Genomic DNA, 18,030 nt, shown 5'->3' on the forward strand with positions numbered 1-18,030 from the left:
CGAGGAGACACGTAATATGAATTTAAATACTATACATAACGTTTATTTTATAGGTATCGGAGGAATCGGTATGAGTGCGCTTGCGCGTTATTTTAAGGCAACTGGTAAAAATGTTGCGGGTTACGACAAAACCCAAACAAACATTACTATTGGTTTGGAAGAATTAGGAATTGCAATTCATTTTGAAGATGCTGTAGAGAATATTCCAACTAATTTTCTGTCAAAAGAAAAAACATTGGTGGTGTTTACTCCAGCAATTCCAAAGAATCATGTAGAATATAATTATTTAAAAGAAGCAGGTTTTACCATTTTAAAACGCGCAGAAATTTTAGGTAAAATAACAGAGAACACGTTTTGTTTGGCAGTTGCAGGAACGCATGGTAAGACGACAACGTCATCAATTTTGGGACATATTATGCAACCAAGTAAAGCAACTTCGTTTTTAGGCGGAATTGCAGAAAATTACAATTCGAATTTAATTTTAGGAGAGGATAAAATTTCTGTTGTAGAAGCTGATGAGTTTGATCGTTCTTTTTTGCAGTTATCGCCAAATATTGCATGTATAACTTCTATGGATGCAGATCATTTAGATATTTATGGCGATCATAATGAACTGATAAAATCGTTCAATGATTTTTCAAAAAAAGTGTCAGACAAATTAATTGTTGCAAAAGGATTGCCAATTGATGGATTGACGTACGCAATTGATGAAGATGCAGATTACAAAGCGTTTAATCTTAAAATAGAAAGCGGTACCTACATTTTTGATGTACAAACGCCAACAGAAATCATCAAAAATATTGAATTCTATTTACCAGGAAAACATAATGTAATGAATGCTTTAGCTGCATTAGCAATGGCAAATGAATATGGAATTTCGTTAGTATTAATCAAAGAGCAATTAAGAACTTTTAAAGGAGTTCAACGCAGATTTTCATACAAAATTAATACACCAGAATTGGTGTTGATTGATGATTACGCACATCATCCAACAGAAATAAAAGCAGTAGAGAATTCGGTAAGAGAAATGTATCCAAACGAAAAAGTGTTGGCGATTTTTCAACCACATTTATTTAGTAGAACCAAAGATTTTATTGATGATTTTGCTACTGAACTTTCAAAATTTGATGAGTTATTGGTGTTAGCTATTTATCCTGCGAGAGAATTGCCAATAGAAGGAGTGAATTCTGAGTGGTTATTGGGTAAAATCAATTCAAAAAATAAAAAAGTAATCACAAAAAATGATGTAATTACTGAGATTCAAAAATCATCGGCAAAAATTATTGTAATGATTGGAGCAGGAGATATTGGCGCATTGATAAATGATGTAGTAAAAGAATTAAAACAGAAAGAATTAAGCTAAGTGAAAAAAGCAACAACATATCTATTTTTTGTACTATTAATAACATCTTTGGTATTTTTATATAGTTTTTCTTTGGTTAAAAATTCGAATAAGAAAATTAAAAAAGTAACGATAGAGTTTGCTGAGGGAAACAATGATTTTTTAACTCAAGAAATGGTTAATAAATTGTTAATACAAAATAGTAAAGAGCTTAAAAACCAACCAAAATCTGTTATAGATTTACAAGAGTTAGAGCATGCTGTACTTTTAAATCCATATATAGAAAGTGCAACGGTTTTTTACACAATAGATGGCGAGTTAAAAACAATCGTAAAACAGCGCACACCAATCGCTAGAATTAATAATGTTGGTTCGTCTTATTATATTGATAAACATGGATTTAACGTCCCTTTGTCAGATAATTACTCAGCAAGAGTAATCTTGATAACGGGCACTATAAATAAAGGAAATTTACAAGAATTTACAAGGTTTGTAAATATAATTTTGGCTGATGATTTCTTAAAAAAAGAAATTATTGGCATAGATAAAACGCAGGATAATGAATTTATTTTAAGCGTTAGAAGTGGGCAGTATAAAATTGAATTTGGTTTTTTAGAAGATATCAATGTTAAATTTAAAAAATTAAAGGCTTTTTATAACAAAGCTTTTGTTGATAAAACAATTGAACAGTACAAAACAATAAATTTAAAATATCACAACCAAGTTGTGTGCGCAAAATAAGACAAGATGGAAAACAATAAAATAGCGGTAGGTCTTGATATTGGTACAACCAAAATTGTTGCCATGATTGGTAAGAAAAACGAATACAATAAATTAGAAATTTTAGGTATTGGTAAAGCTAAGAGTTTGGGTGTAAAAAGAGGTGTTGTAAGTAATATTACACAAACAATCCAATCTATTCAGCAAGCTGTTGAAGAAGCAGAAAGTGTTTCTGGGCATAAAATTGAAGATGTAGTTGTTGGTATTGCTGGGCAACATATTAGAAGTTTACATCACAGCGATTATATCACTAGAAATAATGCTGAAGAAGTTATTGATGAGAATGATATCGATAATTTGGTGAATCAAGTTCATAAATTGGTAATGCTGCCTGGAGAAGAAATTATTCATGTATTACCTCAAGAATTTAAAGTGGATAGTCAAGGAGAAATCAAAGAGCCTATCGGAATGTATGGCGGAAGATTAGAAGCTAATTTTCATGTCGTTGTTGGGCAAGTTTCATCAATAAGAAATATTGGACGTTGTGTTAAAAGTGCAGGTTTAGATTTAGCAGATATTACTTTAGAGCCACTAGCATCGGCATCAGCAGTTTTGAGTCAAGAAGAAAAAGAAGCTGGAGTTGCGTTGATTGATATCGGTGGAGGAACCACAGATTTAGCCATTTTTAAAGATGGAATTATTCGTCATACAGCAGTGATTCCGTTTGGTGGAGGCGTAATTACGGAAGACATTAAAGAAGGCTGTTCAATTATTGAAAAGCAAGCTGAATTATTAAAAATAAAGTTTGGTTCTGCGTGGCCAGGAGAAAATAAAGAAACAGAAATTGTTTCTATCCCTGGATTAAGAGGAAGAGAACCAAAAGAAATTACGTTAAAGAATTTATCTAAAATTATACATGCAAGAGTTCAGGAAATTATTGAACATGTGTATTTAGAAATTAAAAATTACGGACACGAAACAGCAAAAGGGAAACTAATTGCAGGAATAGTGTTAACAGGTGGTGGAGCGCAACTAAAACATTTACGTCAGTTGGTAGAATATATCACAGGAATGGATGCAAGAATTGGATATCCCAATGAACATTTAGCAGGAGATTCTGAGGATTCATTATCTAGTCCTTCTTATGCAACCGCTGTTGGTTTGTTAATGGAAGGGTTAGAGAAAGAAGGAAAAGAATTTGAAGCAGAAAAGACGGAAGAAGAAATAAAAAATTCTCAAGAAGGAGTTTCAGAAGAAACAGAAGTAGAAGAAAAACCAGTAGCAAAAAGAAAATCTTTTTTCGACAAGTTTACAGAGCGTTTCAAAGAGTTTCTAGACAACGCAGAATAAAGAATTAAAGAAAAAAATAATATATAAACCCTATAAAATAGAAAAGTTATTATGAGCGATGAATTCGATAACATTTCATTTGAAATGCCAAAATCACAATCAAATACTATTAAAGTAATTGGTGTTGGTGGTGGTGGAAGTAATGCTGTAAACCACATGTTTCAGCAAGATATTAAAGGAGTAGATTTTGTAATCTGCAATACAGATGCACAAGCATTAGAAAATAGTGCTATTCCAAATAAAATACAATTAGGCGCAAATTTAACGTCTGGTTTAGGCGCTGGAGCAAATCCAGAAGTTGGAGAAAAAGCAGCTCAAGAAAGCTTGATTGAAATTCAACAAATGCTTAGCACGCAAACCAAAATGGTTTTTATAACTGCCGGAATGGGCGGTGGAACCGGAACAGGTGCTGCACCAATAATTGCTAAAATAGCCAAAGACATGGATATTTTAACCGTTGGTATTGTTACAATGCCATTTCAATTTGAAGGAAGAATGCGCTCAAATCAAGCTCAAATTGGAATAGATACATTAAGAAATAATGTAGATTCTTTAATTGTAATTAACAACAATAAGCTAAGAGAAGTTTACGGTAACTTAGGGTTTAAAGCAGGTTTTTCTAAAGCGGATGAAGTATTGTCTACAGCTGCAAGAGGAATTGCAGAAGTAATTACACACCACTACAAACAAAACATCGATTTACACGATGCTAAAACCGTACTTTCTAATAGCGGAACAGCAATTATGGGTTCTGCAAAAGAATCTGGTGTAAATAGAGGTAAAAATGCGATTGTAAAAGCGTTGGATTCTCCGTTATTAAACGATAATAAAATTACTGGAGCGAAAAATGTATTGTTGTTAATTGTTTCTGGTGTTGACGAAGTTACCTTAGATGAAATCGGTGAAATAAACGATTACATTCAGATTGAAGCAGGGTACGATGCCAATATTATTATGGGAATTGGTGAAGATGAAGCCTTAGGAGATGCCATTTCTGTAACCATTGTAGCGACAGGATTTGCTGCAGATCAACAAAGTACAATTACAAATACAGAAGTTAAAAAAATCATTCATACGTTAGAAGATGAACAAAAAGCAACCTATGATTTTTCTGAAAAAACAGTTACCAAATCAAGTGCTTTAGAAACTCCAATAACAAGTAAACCAGAAGCTAAAATTGTACATATTTTAGAAGAAGATGTTGTGGAAGAAAAAACAACATTAACTCCTACAACAAAATTCATCAACAATATAGATGTGGTTTATGATGAGATTCAAGACGAAACTGTTTCTGATGATGATTTTATCATAACAAATGCAACGCCAGTTGTAGAAGAAATAATTGAAGAAGAGCCAGCTCTAATGCAGCTAGAAACATTGTTTGATTTGCCGTTAAATAGTTACGAAGAAATCAAGCCAGAACCAACAGAAGTTCGTTTTGATTTGTCTATTGATGATGTGAACGAAATTGAAGTAAATGACGTAACTGAAATTGTTGCAGACGCAACTAACGTTGTTGAAAAAAGATATGTTTTAGAAGATTTTACAACTGAACCAACTATCGGAAAAAGTTCTTTGTTACATCAACAAAAAGAAACCGTTGTTGAAGAAGATGAAGAGTTAACATTTACTGTGAAAACAAAAAAAGCAAAAGAAATTGAAGATATTGAAACTATCTCAGAAGAAATTTCTCCGTTAAGTATCACCATTTCAGAATTAGAAAAGACAGCAGAATTACGTCGTCAAAAAATGAAAGGATTCAATTATAAATTTGCAGATCAAGTACACAAAAATATTGATGAAATCGAAAAACAACCCGCATACAAAAGGTTGGGAGTAGATTTAGATGAAATTAATTCTGATTTAAGTAAATCTAAAACTACATTAAGTACAGATGCAAATGATGATATTCAAATTCGTTCAAACAATTCATTTTTACACGATAATGTAGATTAATATTTAAAAAAAATAATCAACTAATCCCTTATTACTTGATTATTTTTTTAAAATTCCTAAGAGATTAGGAATTTTTTTTATACCTATATTTGTAGTCCAAAAAGCAAAAAGAATGAGTTTAGAAAAATTAATAATGGAACAACTAAAAGCAGCAATGAAATCGAAAAATGCTGTTGCTTTACAAGCATTAAGGGCCGTTAAGTCGTCTATTTTATTAGCTAAAACAGAAAACGGAGCAGGAAGTGAGTTGCCAGAGGATTTGGAATTAAAAATTTTACAGAAACAAGTAAAACAACGTAAAGATAGTGCTGCGATTTTTTTAGAACAAGGAAGACAAGATTTGGCAGATCCAGAATTGGCAGAAGCAGCAATTATAGAGCAATTTTTACCAGAAGCTTTATCGGAAGAAGAAGTTGAAAAAATTGTGATTTCAGCAATTCAAAAAACGGGAGCAAGCGGAATGAAAGATATGGGAAAAGTAATGGGAATGGTTTCTAAAGAATTGGCTGGACAATCAGATGGAAAAATGATTTCTACCTTAGTGAAAAAGAATTTATCTTAAATTAAATAATGGCTCCATAGTTCAACTGGATACCTGCCTGCCGCAGGCAGGGAATATCAGATTTTTTTAATTAATATTTTTTAAAAAATCAAGTTATATGTTTGTAGTTTATGTAATTCAAAGTCAAAAAGATTCAAGATTATATAAAGGTTTTACAAAAGATATTGAGAAAAGATTAAAAGAGCATAATAGCGGAAAAACAAAATCAACAAAAGCTTATTTGCCATGGGTTTTAGTTTACTCTGAGAAAGTTTTCAGTAGAGTTGAAGCAAGAAAAAGAGAGAAATACCTTAAATCGGGAATTGGCAGAGATTATTTAAAAGAAATATTAAAAAAGGCTCCATAGTTCAACTGGATAGAATATCAGATTTCGGCTCTGACGGTTGAAGGTTCGAATCCTTCTGGAGTCACAAGTAGCAAAAAACCAAAGCGAAAGCTTTGGTTTTTTTGTTTTCTAAAAAATATAGATACCGATTAAATTTATTTAGCTTTTGAATTAAGAATAACAAAGCAATTCTAAAATACCTAAAACTAGGTATTTTTTTATATAAAAGAAATTTTTACTTTTATCTATATTCTTAAAAGATGATTATAAAGAGGCAAATTTTAGTATTATTTTTTCTGTTATTATTTATGTTTAATATTAAAGGGTATACACAAATAATTAAGTATAATAAAAATAAAGGATTTACACAAAACATTAAAAAGAATACAGGTGTTCTTACAGTGTTGGGTGATTATAATGAAGATTTATTGAAAATTTTTTCAATTCATTATAAAGTGCCTTTAATTATTATTTCTTCAAAAATATACCTCCCAGGAAAAGAATGTTTGGAGGTAAGGAAAATAGGAGGTGATACAGAAAATAGAAAGCTGGGTGGAGACACGGAAAAGAGGAAATTAGGAGGTGATACTGAAAACAGAAAATTAGGAGGAGACACGGAAAACAGAAAACTTGGTGGAGATACAGAGAACAGGAAGTTGGGAGGTGACACGGAAAACAGAAAGTTAGGTGGCGATATAGAGAATAGAAAATTAGGAGGTGACACGGAGAATAGAAAGCTTGGTGGAGATACAGAGAAAAGGAAGTTGGGAGGTGACACGGAAAACAGAAAGTTAGGTGGCGATATAGAGAATAGAAAATTAGGAGGTGATACAGAAAATAGAAAACTTGGTGGCGATACAGAAAACAGAAAGTTGGGCGGCGACACCTCGGTGTTAAAATGTAAAAAATTAGAGAAAGAAAGAGGGTTTGAAATATTACATGTAAATCCAAATGCAACGATTAAAGTATACTATCAAAAACAAATACATATTGTAAAAAACTTACAGGTAAAATATTAATTCTTCTTATTATGAAATCAATTTATTTAAGTGCTTTTTGTTTATTGTTAATGTCTTGTGCAACTGTACCCCAATTTACATATTATAAAAAAATTCCAAATGAAACCTTAACTATAGGGACCGAGGGAGTTGTTATAGAGGCTGAAGATGGTAGTTTTAAATGGGAGTCAGGAAAGGTCAACGATGTGACAAATTTTAAATTTAACAACGGTTGGAATTCATCGGGAGCAGCAACTAAAATTTCACTAAGCACAGAAAATTTTGCTGGATTAAATAAAGAAACCGCAACAAGAGTTAAAATTACAACGCCTTATTCTGATAAGACCTATTATGGTCTTTTAGAAATGGCAGGAATTTACTCTAAATGTAAAGACAAATCACCAGAAACTAGATCCTACTATGTACAGATCCCAAAAAGCTATATAGATGCTGCAGAAGGAGGTAGAGTCTCTGTAGTTTATGAATATTACTCCTGTGAAAGAGGGTATTTTTCTAACAATACCAAGGTGATAAAAAGGGCGATGACTACTTGGGTATTATGGTTGTCAGATAGGCCATTGTAAGGACTTTAAGAATTTATAAAAACCAAAGCGAAAGCTTTGGTTTTTTAGTTGAACTAATTTTTTTAGTATAAAAAAGAGGAACAAAAAATAAATTAAAAATTTGTATATTTATTTTCATCAAATAATATCAAAGCCATGAAGTTGGATTACAATACATTAACTAATGTATACAAATCACACAATAAGTATCTTGGAGGCAAATCTATTCAATTAGAAAACTTCAATATTAAAAAGCAACTGACTGACCTTTTTTGTCCTGGTCCAAATTTTTATTTTATAATAGATTCTCCTACGCTTACTATAGATTTTGTGAGTGATTCTATTCAAGAAATTTTAGGGATAAAACCAGAAAACTTAGAGCTAGCAAACTTTTTAGAGATTTTACACCCAGGAGATGTACAATTTTTTGTAAAATGCGAAGATTTAATAGCTTATTTTTTAACAAAAATTGTTAAGCCTAATAAAATAACAAGCTATAAAATAAATTATTGTTTAAGATTAAAAACCAAAGACAATAGTTATAAGTTGTTTTTATTGCAAATCATTACCCTAAAGGTAGATGAAAAAGGTTCTTTATTAAAGGTTTTTGACTCCTTTACAAATATTAACCACTTAACTTCTTTAAATAATTATAAATTATCATTTTTTGGGTTGGATGGAGAATTGTCTTACCCCGAAATAGATGTTTTTAAAGAAAATCCTTTTGACGATTATGTCCCGTTCAATATAAATGCAGAGGGACATCCTTTTACAAAAAGAGAATTTGAGATTATTAATTTTTTAGTAAAAGGTTTTAGCACAAAAGATATTTCTAATAAATTATTTATATCTCCTCAAACAGTTTTAACACATAGAAGAAATATTTTAAGAAAAACAAAAGCAAAGAATACACTAGAGTTGGTGGCAGATTTGCTAAGTAAAGGGTTTATTTAAAATACCTATTAAAGGGTATTTTTTTAATAAACGATCTTTTTTATTTTAGTTGCTTATTGATAAAATATGAATTATTGTAATATAAAATATAAGTTTATTTTGACATTTTCTTTTGCCTTAATTACTTTTTTAGGTTTTTCTCAAAGAGGTCCAGAGTATGCAACGAATGTTTCTTTTATAAGAAACGCTACCATTAAACAAGATTTAGAAACCTATTTAAATTACGAATTTAAAGTTAGTTCTCATTCAAAAGCAAGATTATATAACATATTCTAATTATAAATTAATACTTAAAACACAATTTTATGAAAAAAATAATCATTTTTCTTGTCTTAATGTCTACCGGCATTATAAACGCTCAAAAGCACATTGTTGTAGCATTTGCAGTTGGTAAAACAAGTTGTCAATACTCAACTGATACAGATTTAGGGTATCAAATTTATACTGGAAATTCTTCATCAAGTGCAAATAAATCAGCAAGAGATAGAGTAAAAAGAGACTATCCAAACTTAATTAGGGTTTCGGTTGAACAGAATGGTTGGAAAGCTGAAAAAGGAAATCACTTAGTGATTATTGAAGTAAAAACAAAATACCAAGGCTGTGATAAATATACTTATGGAGCTGGATTTGGCTTTAATAAAACTGAAGCTTTAAGAAATGCAAAAAAGAGTTTAGGAATGCGAAACTGGAATTGGGTTGAAAGTAAACACGGATACAAGCAAGTACATTATAGGTCATATTAAATGATAAATATTTTTATTTGAATTCCTATAGTTTATATAGAAGTTTAAAATTGTTTAATATTATAGCATGAAAAACATTTTTTTAGGAGTAACATTTTTTATAATTGCAAGCTCTTATTCTCAAACAAAACAAGAAACCGAAAATTAGGGAAAGTGACTTTAAAATATATTATTGGTAATTTTTCTGGATGCTTTGGAGAGACTTTTAGTGTTTTAAAAGAGGTAAGAGAGAATGCATTAGCAGATGTATATAAAAAGAATATCAATAGTTTACAATTAACCAATATAAAATTGATAAAGGCAGATGCCACAGGAACAAGTAGAAAATATAAGATAATTAAGAAAATAAAAAGCTCAAAATGAAATTATATTTAACGTTAAGTTGTGCTTTCTTATTGATTTTACTTGGTGTTCATCGACAAGAAGATGCTCACAATAAAGAGTCTTTAGAATCATTTAAAGTCTACTATTATTTTAAAATAGCAACATATCCAAGAAATGGAAATAGGTTGATTTTTTCTGAAGTAAAATCAGTTACTTGTAATTGGAATAAGAATTATGTTGGGTCGTCTCAAAGAACAGCCATTCAAATTCAATTTCACGATTGGTTTAGAGCAAGATATAGGTCAAATTTAAAGTATAAATTAGGTAATAATATTAATGTCTTTGAAAAGAAATCAGCTGCGGTAAAGGCATTAAATAGAGAAGTTGCATATTACAATAATAACAGAAATATAGACTATGCGATTAATTTTAATAGAAGATTTACGTATGTATGTAATGACAAATAAATATAAATATCGGGGGATGAAAAAATTATTTTTATTACTAACACTACTATTCGTTATAAACTCCTATTCTCAAACTAAACAGGAGACAGAGAAATGGATTTTAGATAAATTAAAATTATATTCTAAAAATTTTACAACTAATAATTTTTTGAGCTATAAAAAACCAACATTTAAGTTAGATGGAAATAATTTAATTATTAACTACAAATACAGTGAGGGTGTTTTTACAATTAATGGATTAAAAAAAATAACAATTCCAATTTGGGCAATAAAAGACATCAGGATGATAGAGTATAAAGATAGTTATGGTTACAAGGTATATAATTTTAAGTTTAATCTAGAGAAGTATTGTAAAGAATGTAGTATAAATGAAAGATGGGAGGAAACAGGATATAAAAGAGTAGAATATGAGTCTGTAAATAAATACGGAAGAAAAGTGATAAAAACAAAAAGATTGGCTAATAGAATTTATACTAAAAAATATCGGAACCAAAAGGAAATTACTTCAGTTGATGTTAGATTTGTATCTAAAGATCCTGAACAAGATTTTGTAGTGCGTTTCAATAAAGCCATCAAACATCTACAAACTTTGTACCCTAAGCGGGTTAAAAAGAAAGAAACTTTTTAGTAAAAAGAAATAAACTTTAAAATAGATAATTACAAATTTAAAACTCGTTTAAGATGATAAAAAAAATGAAAACGAATGTTATGTGGACAGTTGTATTATTTATAATTGTTCATGGAGTTGGTTGGTATATAGATGGTTTCGATTTGACAAAAAAATTCTTTTTAGAATATTGGTGGATCTGGTTGATTTTACCTTTTGCTTTACGCTTGTACGCTTGGTTTCGTAATTTAAAAAGAAAGGCATTTAATTATGGTGCAGGCATTAAAGAAGAAACACCAAAGAATGAGTAACAATTTTTTAAAGTGATAAAAGCAGGTCATCATATTAGACATCATATTTTATTTGTGCTACTTTGTTTTTTAAACAGTCAATTGTATGCTCAAAAAGAAAATATTGCCTCAGATTTTGTAGAAATACAAAAAGACACTTTAGGAAAACAGTATCATTTTTATATTTCTAAGTTTGTAGTAAGTGTAAAAGAGTATCAAGACTATCTTCGGTTTTTAGGTCTTAAATTACCAGAACCACCTAATTATGGGTGGAAAAATAAGACTTTACCAATGGTTTTAGTTTCCTATAAAGATGCTTTGAGCTACACTAACTGGATGACCGATGTATTTCAGGTTCAATTTAGATTGCCAACAGAAATAGAATGGATGTTAGCTGAAGACAGCAATCAAAAACAAATACATATATCTAAAGAAATTCCAATCTGTACAGATTGCGCTAGCCCAAATAAAAATGGAATTTACGGAATGAATGGCAACGTTTGGGAGTGGACATCTACTTTAAAGGACAAAGAATTCAACATTTTAAAAGGCGGTAGTTATGCAGATGATTCTAATAAAAATTTGAAAGAAAATACCTTTGCAATTAGTCCAAGTTTAAAGTTAATAGATGTTGGTTTTCGGTTGGTTATGGATGTAAATGAAATGAAGAAATACGAGTTTGCCTTTAAGGTAGATGAGATTCTGAAAAAACTATTTCCAGAATATACTAATATTAGAGTAGAGCCTTATGGACTTTATTTAAATGATGGAGAAATTTTATGGAAACAACAGCATGATATTGTGAAAATTGATTTCGGAAAGTTAAAATTAGAATTTTGCTGTTTGGAATACGCGAATTCAAAAAACAATTTGGAGCATAAAATAGTAGCGTTTCCTTTTGCAAAGAACGATGTAAAACTTATTAAAAAACTTGAGAAGTTAATCAACAAAAGAAACCTTGATTTATTTAAATAGATATGAAACTAAAATTGAATTTACTTTTTTTTTATGCGTGTTGTTTACAGCTCAACGCTCAACTCAACATTCCCGCTCATTTTGCGTATGTAAAAGAAGGGATTTATAAAGAGTATTCTAGAGATAGTTCACAAGTGTATGAGCAAAAAATAGCAACTTTTTATATGTATCGATTTGAGGTAAGCGGAATGGATTATTTAAGGTTTTTAAGAGCTTCAAATAAACAAATACCTAAAGATTTAGACTTAAAAAGACCTGTGGTCAACGTTGCTTATTCTGATGCTCAGGCTTATTGTAGATGGTTACAATCAATTTATAAACTTCACTTTAGGCTTCCTACAAAAGAAGAATGGGAGTTTGCAGCAAGAGGAGGGAATTTTGACAATGATAATTATATATATCATAAAGCCTTGCCTAATGACTATGTGGTTTATATAGGGAACTCAAAAGAAAAACCAAATTGCACAAGTTGCATGCAACCAAATGAATTAGGTATATATGGAATGGTTGGTAATGTTTGGGAGTGGACAGAGCAACGGTTAAAAGGTTTTGATACATTTATTGTTGGCGGAAGTTTTTTTGAAGATGCAAACCATGTAAAAGTTACTACTAAAAAAGCAATAAATATGGATCGAAAACAAAAAGATCTAGGTTTTAGAATGGTTGTTTATGCTAAAGAATTTGAGTTGTATTTAAATAAGAAAAAGAAAGAATAATAATTAATGAGATTTACACAACCGCCATATCCAACAGTGTTTTTTAGCGAAAAAATAGTTGTTAAATGTAATGAATGTAATGGTGTTGGAATCGTTAAAACAACGTTGGGTAAATATATAATTCCATTTCCTCATGATCACAAATCTACGTTTACTTGTACAAGTTGCGGAGTTATAAAAAAGTACTCAAAAGAGTGGCACGGATATTATCAAGGCTTTTTAACGATACCTTGCGGTTTTTGTGGTAGCAGTATTGTTCATGCTACCAAACCAGAAAAAAAAAGAACAAAGACTACTCAAATAAAATGTGAGGCTTGTAAGAAAGAAAAAGAATATCAATTAAAATGGTATCGATATCGAAAAGACAAATCTATCGACCCTTATTTCGGATTAGATTTATGGCTTCAGATTAATTTTAAAAAGCATTTTTTATGGGTTTATAATTTGGAGCATTTAAAATATTTAAAAGAATATATCGCGTCTAAATTAAGAGAAGATAATGATAGGCATAAGTATTCTATGATTACAAACCTTCCACAATGGATTAAGTCTGCTAAAAACCGAGATGCCCTTTTAAAAAAACTGAATACGCTAGAAAAGGAAATTAAAAAAATAAATATGGCTTAAAAAAAAGCAAGTAATAAATTTTACTTGCTTTTTTATTTTTAAAAGGATTTAATTTTATAAAGCTTTCAAATTAGCAATTGTTGCTGTCGGATTATCACTTTTAAAAACAAAACTCCCGGCAACCAAAACATCAGCACCAGCTTCAACCAATGCATTTGCATTTTGATCTGTTACTCCGCCATCAATTTCAATTTGACAATTGGAGTTTGAAAACTCTATTAAATGTTTTAACTGACTTACTTTTTTGTAGGTGTTTTCTATAAATGATTGTCCGCCAAAACCAGGATTGACACTCATAATACACACCAAATCTAAATCAGCAATGACATCTTCTAAAACGGCAATTGGCGTGTGCGGATTCAAAGCAACTCCTGCTTTCATTCCTGCTGCTTTTATAGCTTGAATTGTTCTGTGTAAATGGGTACAAGCTTCGTGATGTACTGTTAAAATATTAGCGCCTAAATCGGCAAAAGTTGTAATATATCTATCAGGATCTACAATCATTAAATGTACATCAATTGTTTTTGTAGCATGTTTAGAAATTGCTTTTAAAACGGGCATTCCAAAAGAAATATTTGGCACAAAAACGCCGTCCATAATATCAATATGAAACCAATCGGCTTCACTATTGTTTACCATTTCGATGTCGCGTTGTAAATTGGCAAAATCTGCCGCTAAAATTGAAGGTGCTATTAACTTGTTCATTTGTTTGTTGTTGTGTTGTTATTTTGCAAAGGTAATTAATTTGTCATTGTATGGAACGACCCAATCCCTTAAAAATACAACAATAATTTATTAAAAAATGCGACACATAGACACATAGTAAAACTGACTTTATTTCTATTTGATAAAGCAGAAAAGTTTAAGAGAGGTTTAGCCCTGATTGAAGTGGCATCCTTTTTTACTGTCAGTTCGAGTGAATTTTGAAGAATGAAAAATTAGTACCTGCCTGTCGGCAGACAGGTCGAGAACAGAAGTGAAAAAGATATAACGAAAAGCAGGAAATAGCTTCAAAAAGAAAACTCCCGAAATAATTTCGAGAGTTTTACAGTTTTATTTATAAATAACGACTAACCAAGGTACGTCATTAAAATTTTACTTCTTGATGTATGTTTTAATCTGCGAATTGCTTTTTCTTTAATTTGACGAACACGCTCACGAGTTAAATCGAACGTTTCACCAATTTCTTCTAAAGTCATTGGTTGGTGTTCCCCTAAACCAAAGTATAATTTTACTACATCTGCTTCTCTTGGAGTTAGTGTTTCTAAAGCTCTAGAAATTTCTACTCGTAAAGATTCGTGCAATAACGCTCTGTCTGGATTTGGAGATTCACCTGAATTTAATACATCGTATAAGTTAGAGTCTTCTCCTTCAATTAATGGTGCATCCATTGAGACGTGGCGACCAGAATTTTTCATTGATTCTTTTACGTCATTTACAGTCATGTCTAATTTCTTAGCAATTTCTTCTGCACTTGGTGGACGTTCGTTTTCTTGTTCTAAGAAAGCGTACATTTTATTGATCTTGTTGATAGAGCCAATTTTGTTTAACGGCAAACGGACAATTCTAGATTGTTCTGCCAATGCTTGTAAAATAGATTGACGAATCCACCAAACGGCATACGAGATAAATTTAAATCCACGAGTTTCATCAAAACGTTTTGCCGCTTTAATCAATCCTAAATTACCTTCATTTATTAAATCTGGTAAAGTTAATCCTTGATTTTGATATTGTTTTGCTACCGAAACAACAAAACGTAAATTAGCTTTTGTTAACTTTTCTAAAGCGATTTGATCTCCGGCTTTTATACGTTGTGCTAATTCTACTTCTTCATCGGCAGTAATCAAATCAACCTTCCCTATTTCTTGTAAATATTTATCTAATGATGCAGTTTCTCTATTAGTAACCTGCTTGGTAATTTTAAGTTGTCTCATTCTATTTTACTGGTTTTATTAAAGAGCAACAGCACTCTACATACCCTTATACGCTCAATAATCAGTTTATGTTACAAAAAATAAAGATTTATTTTTTTAATTTATAAAATGATGCTTTTTTAAGCAACGATAATGGTTTTTTTTTAATGGTTTTTTTTTTATTTATTATGTTTCAATTATTTTTTGTAAATTGCTCTCCGATAGGTATTGGGGGATTTCTATCAAAAAACCAAAAAGCCATTTACTAATGTAAATGGCTTTTTATTTTTGACTTATTTTTGATTAGAACAATCCGTTTATTTGAGCATCAATTCTATCAATAATATAGCCTAAATCTTCTTGATTGTCTACAAAATCTAAATTATCTACATCTATAATTAATAACTTTCCTTTTTTATAGGTAGAAATCCAAGCTTCATAACGTTCGTTTAATCTGCTTAAATAATCTATGCTAATAGAGTTTTCGTAATCTCTTCCTCTTTTATGAATTTGCCCAACTAAATTGGGAATGCTTGAACGTAAGTAGATTAATAAATCTGGTGGAGTTACTAATTTTTCCATCAACTCAAATAAAGAACTGTAATTTTTAAAATCTCTATTGGTCATTAATCCCATTGCGTGAAGATTTGGCGCAAAAATATGTGCATCTTCATAAATGGTTCTGTCTTGAATTATTTTTTTACCAGTTTCTCTTAATTCTAAGATTTGTCTAAACCGACTATTTAAAAAGAAAACTTGTAAGTTAAAAGACCAACGTTCCATTTCTGCGTAAAAATCATCTAAGTACGGATTTTCATCAACAGATTCAAAATGAGGTTTCCAGTTGTAATGTTTGGCTAATAATTTGGTTAAAGTGGTTTTTCCTGCTCCAATATTTCCTGCAATGGCTACATGCATAATTTATTTTTTCTAAAAGATTTTAAAAGGGTCGATAAAGTTAATCAAATTTTAGAATTAGCAATGCATTTAACAAATCAATTTATAACCATAGCCTCTTACGTTTATAATTTGAACATTTTCGTCTACTTGTAATTTTTTTCTGAGCTTCGCGATAAAAATATCCATGCTTCTGGTATAAAATAAGCATTCATTTTTATAATTAAATATTTTTTAGAATAAGAATACATTAGTCTCACAAAAGCATTAAATATTCGCTTTTTTTAATTCGAATTTGTGCGTATTTTCGTCAAATGAATTTTAAAATTGCAACTGCTTTATTTGCTTCCTTTTTTAAAACCTTAGGATATTTATTTCTGTTTATGGTTTTTGGGCTTTTTTTAGATAGCACATACATGTCGGCTATTTTTCCACAGACTCAGCACTTGGCAACTTTTGTAATGCTAATTGGTTTTGCAATTTTATATTATCGTTCTGCTTCTAGGTTAAGAGAACAGATGATTTACGCAGTTATTATTGGGTATATTGGCGAGCATTTATTTTCTATCGGATTAGGAATGTACACCTATCGATTAGGAAATGTACCACATTATGTTCCGCCAGGCCATGCAATTGTATTGATAACAACCATGTATTTTTGTAAAGATGCTGTTGTTAAAACATATAGAAAACTTCTAGAAAAAATATTTACCATTTTTATACTAGTCTACGCCACACTATTTTTAATTTTTGCTGGTGATGTCTTCGGGTTTGTAATGTCTTTGCTCGTAATCTTCTTACTGAGAAATAAGCCAAGAGAACGTTTGTTTTATTTAAGTATGTACATTGCTGTTGCTTTTTTAGAAATTATTGGTACAAATTACCAATGTTGGTTTTGGCCAGAAACGGCTTGGAATACAATTCCATTTTTAAAAAGTGCAAACCCGCCAAGCGGAATTAGCTTGTTCTATTTTTTATTAGATTTAGGTAGTTTGTGGTTGTATAAACAACGACACAAAATTGCTTGGGCAAGAATGAAAAGTATTAGAAAATTGACGGAGAATTAAAAGGTTTCGCTAACGTGTTTGTATATGGAAAGTTGCGTGTTTGCGTGCGAGGATTTTCCGAAGGAAAATCAGACGTAGTAAACGTGCAACGACCTTTGTTTTAGCACAACACCAGCAATTTTTTATATACGTTGTTAGCTTTTAGTGCTTTACCTGTTATTTCCCGACTATTATAGCACAATTATCTTCTGGTTTTAAGGGGTTGCACGATGTACTTTTACAACTTTTTAATGCTCCTAAAAGTGAAGTGCGAATATTGACTAAATCTCTAATTTTTTCGTCCAATAAGTTAACCTTTTCTTCAATCTTTTCTGAAATGTTATTGCAAGTGGCTTCATTAACATCAATCATATCCAATAATTCAGCCACTTCATTTAGGGTAAACCCAAAACTTTTAATCAATTTTACAGCTTGTAACCGATTCTCTGTTTTTTCCGAATATTCTTTATAATTATTGAACTGATGCTCTTTTTTACCTTTAGCAATTAATCCTTTCTTTTCATAAAAACGAATGGTGTCTCTTGAAAGCCCTGTTTTATTAGATAATTCTCCTATTAACATATTTTAAATAAAATTTAACATTATTTTTAATAACCATAGACTATACTCCAATGTATATATTTGTAAATATAAA

Annotated in this window: 23 protein-coding genes, 1 tRNA gene and 1 pseudogene; 20 read left to right on the forward strand and 5 right to left on the reverse strand. The window is 30.5% G+C overall.

Translation table 11 applies throughout. The annotated features are described in order from the left end of the window. Window positions 1-16: 16 nt before the first annotated feature. The 19 genes from murC to KCTC32516_RS06000 all read left to right on the forward strand — a co-directional run bounded on the left by murC (window position 17) and on the right by KCTC32516_RS06000 (window position 13,519). Complete coding sequence (murC, locus tag KCTC32516_RS05910) at window positions 17-1,363, forward strand: UDP-N-acetylmuramate--L-alanine ligase (RefSeq protein ID WP_301402663.1); 1,347 nt, start codon at window positions 17-19, stop codon at window positions 1,361-1,363. Next, on the forward strand, window positions 1,364-2,083 hold the full coding sequence (locus tag KCTC32516_RS05915) for a cell division protein FtsQ/DivIB (RefSeq protein WP_301402664.1): 720 nt from the start codon (window positions 1,364-1,366) through the stop codon (window positions 2,081-2,083). A gap of 6 nt (window positions 2,084-2,089) precedes the next feature. Then, window positions 2,090-3,412 (forward strand): cell division protein FtsA, encoded by a 1,323-nt coding sequence (gene ftsA / locus KCTC32516_RS05920; RefSeq protein ID WP_301402665.1) that lies wholly within the window; start codon window positions 2,090-2,092, stop codon window positions 3,410-3,412. Between the two features lie 51 nt (window positions 3,413-3,463). Continuing rightward, window positions 3,464-5,368, forward strand: coding sequence for a cell division protein FtsZ (gene ftsZ / locus KCTC32516_RS05925; protein ID WP_301402666.1), 1,905 nt, complete (start codon window positions 3,464-3,466; stop codon window positions 5,366-5,368). Between the two features lie 112 nt (window positions 5,369-5,480). Beyond that, the gene (locus tag KCTC32516_RS05930; RefSeq protein WP_301402667.1) at window positions 5,481-5,930 is read left to right on the forward strand and encodes a GatB/YqeY domain-containing protein; all 450 of its coding nucleotides are present in this window, start codon (window positions 5,481-5,483) and stop codon (window positions 5,928-5,930) included. A gap of 97 nt (window positions 5,931-6,027) precedes the next feature. Further along, window positions 6,028-6,276 carry a GIY-YIG nuclease family protein gene (locus tag KCTC32516_RS05935; protein ID WP_301402668.1) on the forward strand — a complete coding sequence of 83 codons (249 nt, stop codon included), beginning with the start codon at window positions 6,028-6,030 and terminating at the stop codon, window positions 6,274-6,276. Then, a tRNA-Arg gene (locus KCTC32516_RS05940) sits at window positions 6,267-6,340 on the forward strand. The genes KCTC32516_RS05935 and KCTC32516_RS05940 overlap by 10 nt, the downstream gene beginning before the upstream one ends. Window positions 6,341-6,563: 223 nt before the next feature. Then, window positions 6,564-7,274: a hypothetical protein gene (locus KCTC32516_RS05945; RefSeq protein ID WP_301402669.1), complete on the forward strand. Its 711-nt coding sequence runs from the start codon at window positions 6,564-6,566 to the stop codon at window positions 7,272-7,274. Between the two features lie 11 nt (window positions 7,275-7,285). Then, window positions 7,286-7,837, forward strand: a complete 552-nt coding sequence (locus KCTC32516_RS05950; RefSeq protein ID WP_301402670.1) for a hypothetical protein — start codon at window positions 7,286-7,288, stop codon at window positions 7,835-7,837. A gap of 141 nt (window positions 7,838-7,978) precedes the next feature. Beyond that, window positions 7,979-8,770 (forward strand): LuxR C-terminal-related transcriptional regulator, encoded by a 792-nt coding sequence (locus tag KCTC32516_RS05955; RefSeq protein ID WP_301402671.1) that lies wholly within the window; start codon window positions 7,979-7,981, stop codon window positions 8,768-8,770. A 99-nt stretch (window positions 8,771-8,869) separates the two neighbouring features. Then, entirely contained in the window at window positions 8,870-9,046 is a 177-nt protein-coding gene (locus KCTC32516_RS05960; RefSeq protein ID WP_301402672.1) for a hypothetical protein, read from the forward strand. 29 nt (window positions 9,047-9,075) lie between these two features. After that, window positions 9,076-9,513 carry a hypothetical protein gene (locus KCTC32516_RS05965; RefSeq protein ID WP_301402674.1) on the forward strand — a complete coding sequence of 146 codons (438 nt, stop codon included), beginning with the start codon at window positions 9,076-9,078 and terminating at the stop codon, window positions 9,511-9,513. Between the two features lie 153 nt (window positions 9,514-9,666). After that, window positions 9,667-9,876: a hypothetical protein gene (locus KCTC32516_RS05970; protein WP_301402675.1), complete on the forward strand. Its 210-nt coding sequence runs from the start codon at window positions 9,667-9,669 to the stop codon at window positions 9,874-9,876. Next, the gene (locus tag KCTC32516_RS05975; RefSeq protein WP_301402677.1) at window positions 9,873-10,304 is read left to right on the forward strand and encodes a hypothetical protein; all 432 of its coding nucleotides are present in this window, start codon (window positions 9,873-9,875) and stop codon (window positions 10,302-10,304) included. The genes KCTC32516_RS05970 and KCTC32516_RS05975 overlap by 4 nt, the downstream gene beginning before the upstream one ends. A gap of 16 nt (window positions 10,305-10,320) precedes the next feature. Next, window positions 10,321-10,932, forward strand: a complete 612-nt coding sequence (locus tag KCTC32516_RS05980) for a hypothetical protein (RefSeq protein ID WP_301402678.1) — start codon at window positions 10,321-10,323, stop codon at window positions 10,930-10,932. A 65-nt stretch (window positions 10,933-10,997) separates the two neighbouring features. Next, window positions 10,998-11,222 carry a hypothetical protein gene (locus KCTC32516_RS05985; RefSeq protein WP_301402679.1) on the forward strand — a complete coding sequence of 75 codons (225 nt, stop codon included), beginning with the start codon at window positions 10,998-11,000 and terminating at the stop codon, window positions 11,220-11,222. A 12-nt stretch (window positions 11,223-11,234) separates the two neighbouring features. Further along, a complete protein-coding gene (locus KCTC32516_RS05990) occupies window positions 11,235-12,176 on the forward strand; it encodes a formylglycine-generating enzyme family protein (RefSeq protein WP_301402681.1) in 942 nt (313 codons plus the stop codon). Between the two features lie 14 nt (window positions 12,177-12,190). After that, window positions 12,191-12,892, forward strand: coding sequence for a formylglycine-generating enzyme family protein (locus KCTC32516_RS05995; protein ID WP_301402682.1), 702 nt, complete (start codon window positions 12,191-12,193; stop codon window positions 12,890-12,892). Window positions 12,893-12,898: 6 nt separating this feature from the next. After that, on the forward strand, window positions 12,899-13,519 hold the full coding sequence (locus tag KCTC32516_RS06000; RefSeq protein ID WP_301402683.1) for a hypothetical protein: 621 nt from the start codon (window positions 12,899-12,901) through the stop codon (window positions 13,517-13,519). Between the two features lie 54 nt (window positions 13,520-13,573). Here the strand turns inward: KCTC32516_RS06000 and rpe are convergent, their stop codons facing one another. The 4 genes and pseudogenes from rpe to KCTC32516_RS06020 form a co-directional block, all read right to left on the reverse strand. Continuing rightward, window positions 13,574-14,224, reverse strand: coding sequence for a ribulose-phosphate 3-epimerase (gene rpe, locus KCTC32516_RS06005; protein ID WP_301402684.1), 651 nt, complete (start codon window positions 14,222-14,224; stop codon window positions 13,574-13,576). Window positions 14,225-14,589: 365 nt separating this feature from the next. Beyond that, on the reverse strand, window positions 14,590-15,453 hold the full coding sequence (locus KCTC32516_RS06010) for a sigma-70 family RNA polymerase sigma factor (protein WP_301402685.1): 864 nt from the start codon (window positions 15,451-15,453) through the stop codon (window positions 14,590-14,592). 282 nt (window positions 15,454-15,735) lie between these two features. Further along, complete coding sequence (locus KCTC32516_RS06015; RefSeq protein WP_301402686.1) at window positions 15,736-16,350, reverse strand: deoxynucleoside kinase; 615 nt, start codon at window positions 16,348-16,350, stop codon at window positions 15,736-15,738. Between the two features lie 69 nt (window positions 16,351-16,419). Further along, a pseudogene (locus KCTC32516_RS06020) lies at window positions 16,420-16,533 on the reverse strand (winged helix-turn-helix domain-containing protein); the annotation flags it as partial. Window positions 16,534-16,643: 110 nt separating this feature from the next. On the opposite strand from KCTC32516_RS06020, the gene KCTC32516_RS06025 reads away from it, so the two are divergent. Further along, a complete protein-coding gene (locus KCTC32516_RS06025) occupies window positions 16,644-17,396 on the forward strand; it encodes a hypothetical protein (RefSeq protein ID WP_301402687.1) in 753 nt (250 codons plus the stop codon). Between the two features lie 156 nt (window positions 17,397-17,552). Here the strand turns inward: KCTC32516_RS06025 and KCTC32516_RS06030 are convergent, their stop codons facing one another. Continuing rightward, on the reverse strand, window positions 17,553-17,957 hold the full coding sequence (locus tag KCTC32516_RS06030) for a MerR family transcriptional regulator (protein ID WP_301402688.1): 405 nt from the start codon (window positions 17,955-17,957) through the stop codon (window positions 17,553-17,555). Window positions 17,958-18,030 lie beyond the last annotated feature (73 nt).

The sequence above is a fragment of the Polaribacter huanghezhanensis genome, from assembly GCF_030444335.1.
GTDB classification, from domain to species: domain Bacteria; phylum Bacteroidota; class Bacteroidia; order Flavobacteriales; family Flavobacteriaceae; genus Polaribacter; species Polaribacter huanghezhanensis.

Bases quoted from the DNA above. Each gene is read 5' to 3' on its own strand.
- KCTC32516_RS05945 (WP_301402669.1), top strand. From the start codon at position 6,564: ATGTTTAATATTAAAGGGTATACACAAATAATTAAGTATAATAAAAAT.
- KCTC32516_RS05985 (WP_301402679.1), top strand. From the start codon at position 10,998: ATGAAAACGAATGTTATGTGGACAGTTGTATTATTTATAATTGTTCAT.
- KCTC32516_RS05930 (WP_301402667.1), top strand. From the start codon at position 5,481: ATGAGTTTAGAAAAATTAATAATGGAACAACTAAAAGCAGCAATGAAA.
- KCTC32516_RS06030 (WP_301402688.1), bottom strand. From the start codon at position 17,957: ATGTTAATAGGAGAATTATCTAATAAAACAGGGCTTTCAAGAGACACC.
- KCTC32516_RS05935 (WP_301402668.1), top strand. From the start codon at position 6,028: ATGTTTGTAGTTTATGTAATTCAAAGTCAAAAAGATTCAAGATTATAT.
- KCTC32516_RS06000 (WP_301402683.1), top strand. From the start codon at position 12,899: ATGAGATTTACACAACCGCCATATCCAACAGTGTTTTTTAGCGAAAAA.
- KCTC32516_RS05975 (WP_301402677.1), top strand. From the start codon at position 9,873: ATGAAATTATATTTAACGTTAAGTTGTGCTTTCTTATTGATTTTACTT.
- ftsA (WP_301402665.1), top strand. From the start codon at position 2,090: ATGGAAAACAATAAAATAGCGGTAGGTCTTGATATTGGTACAACCAAA.
- KCTC32516_RS06010 (WP_301402685.1), bottom strand. From the start codon at position 15,453: ATGAGACAACTTAAAATTACCAAGCAGGTTACTAATAGAGAAACTGCA.
- KCTC32516_RS05980 (WP_301402678.1), top strand. From the start codon at position 10,321: ATGAAAAAATTATTTTTATTACTAACACTACTATTCGTTATAAACTCC.
- murC (WP_301402663.1), top strand. From the start codon at position 17: ATGAATTTAAATACTATACATAACGTTTATTTTATAGGTATCGGAGGA.
- rpe (WP_301402684.1), bottom strand. From the start codon at position 14,224: ATGAACAAGTTAATAGCACCTTCAATTTTAGCGGCAGATTTTGCCAAT.
- KCTC32516_RS05965 (WP_301402674.1), top strand. From the start codon at position 9,076: ATGAAAAAAATAATCATTTTTCTTGTCTTAATGTCTACCGGCATTATA.
- KCTC32516_RS06025 (WP_301402687.1), top strand. From the start codon at position 16,644: ATGAATTTTAAAATTGCAACTGCTTTATTTGCTTCCTTTTTTAAAACC.
- KCTC32516_RS06015 (WP_301402686.1), bottom strand. From the start codon at position 16,350: ATGCATGTAGCCATTGCAGGAAATATTGGAGCAGGAAAAACCACTTTA.
- KCTC32516_RS05950 (WP_301402670.1), top strand. From the start codon at position 7,286: ATGAAATCAATTTATTTAAGTGCTTTTTGTTTATTGTTAATGTCTTGT.
- ftsZ (WP_301402666.1), top strand. From the start codon at position 3,464: ATGAGCGATGAATTCGATAACATTTCATTTGAAATGCCAAAATCACAA.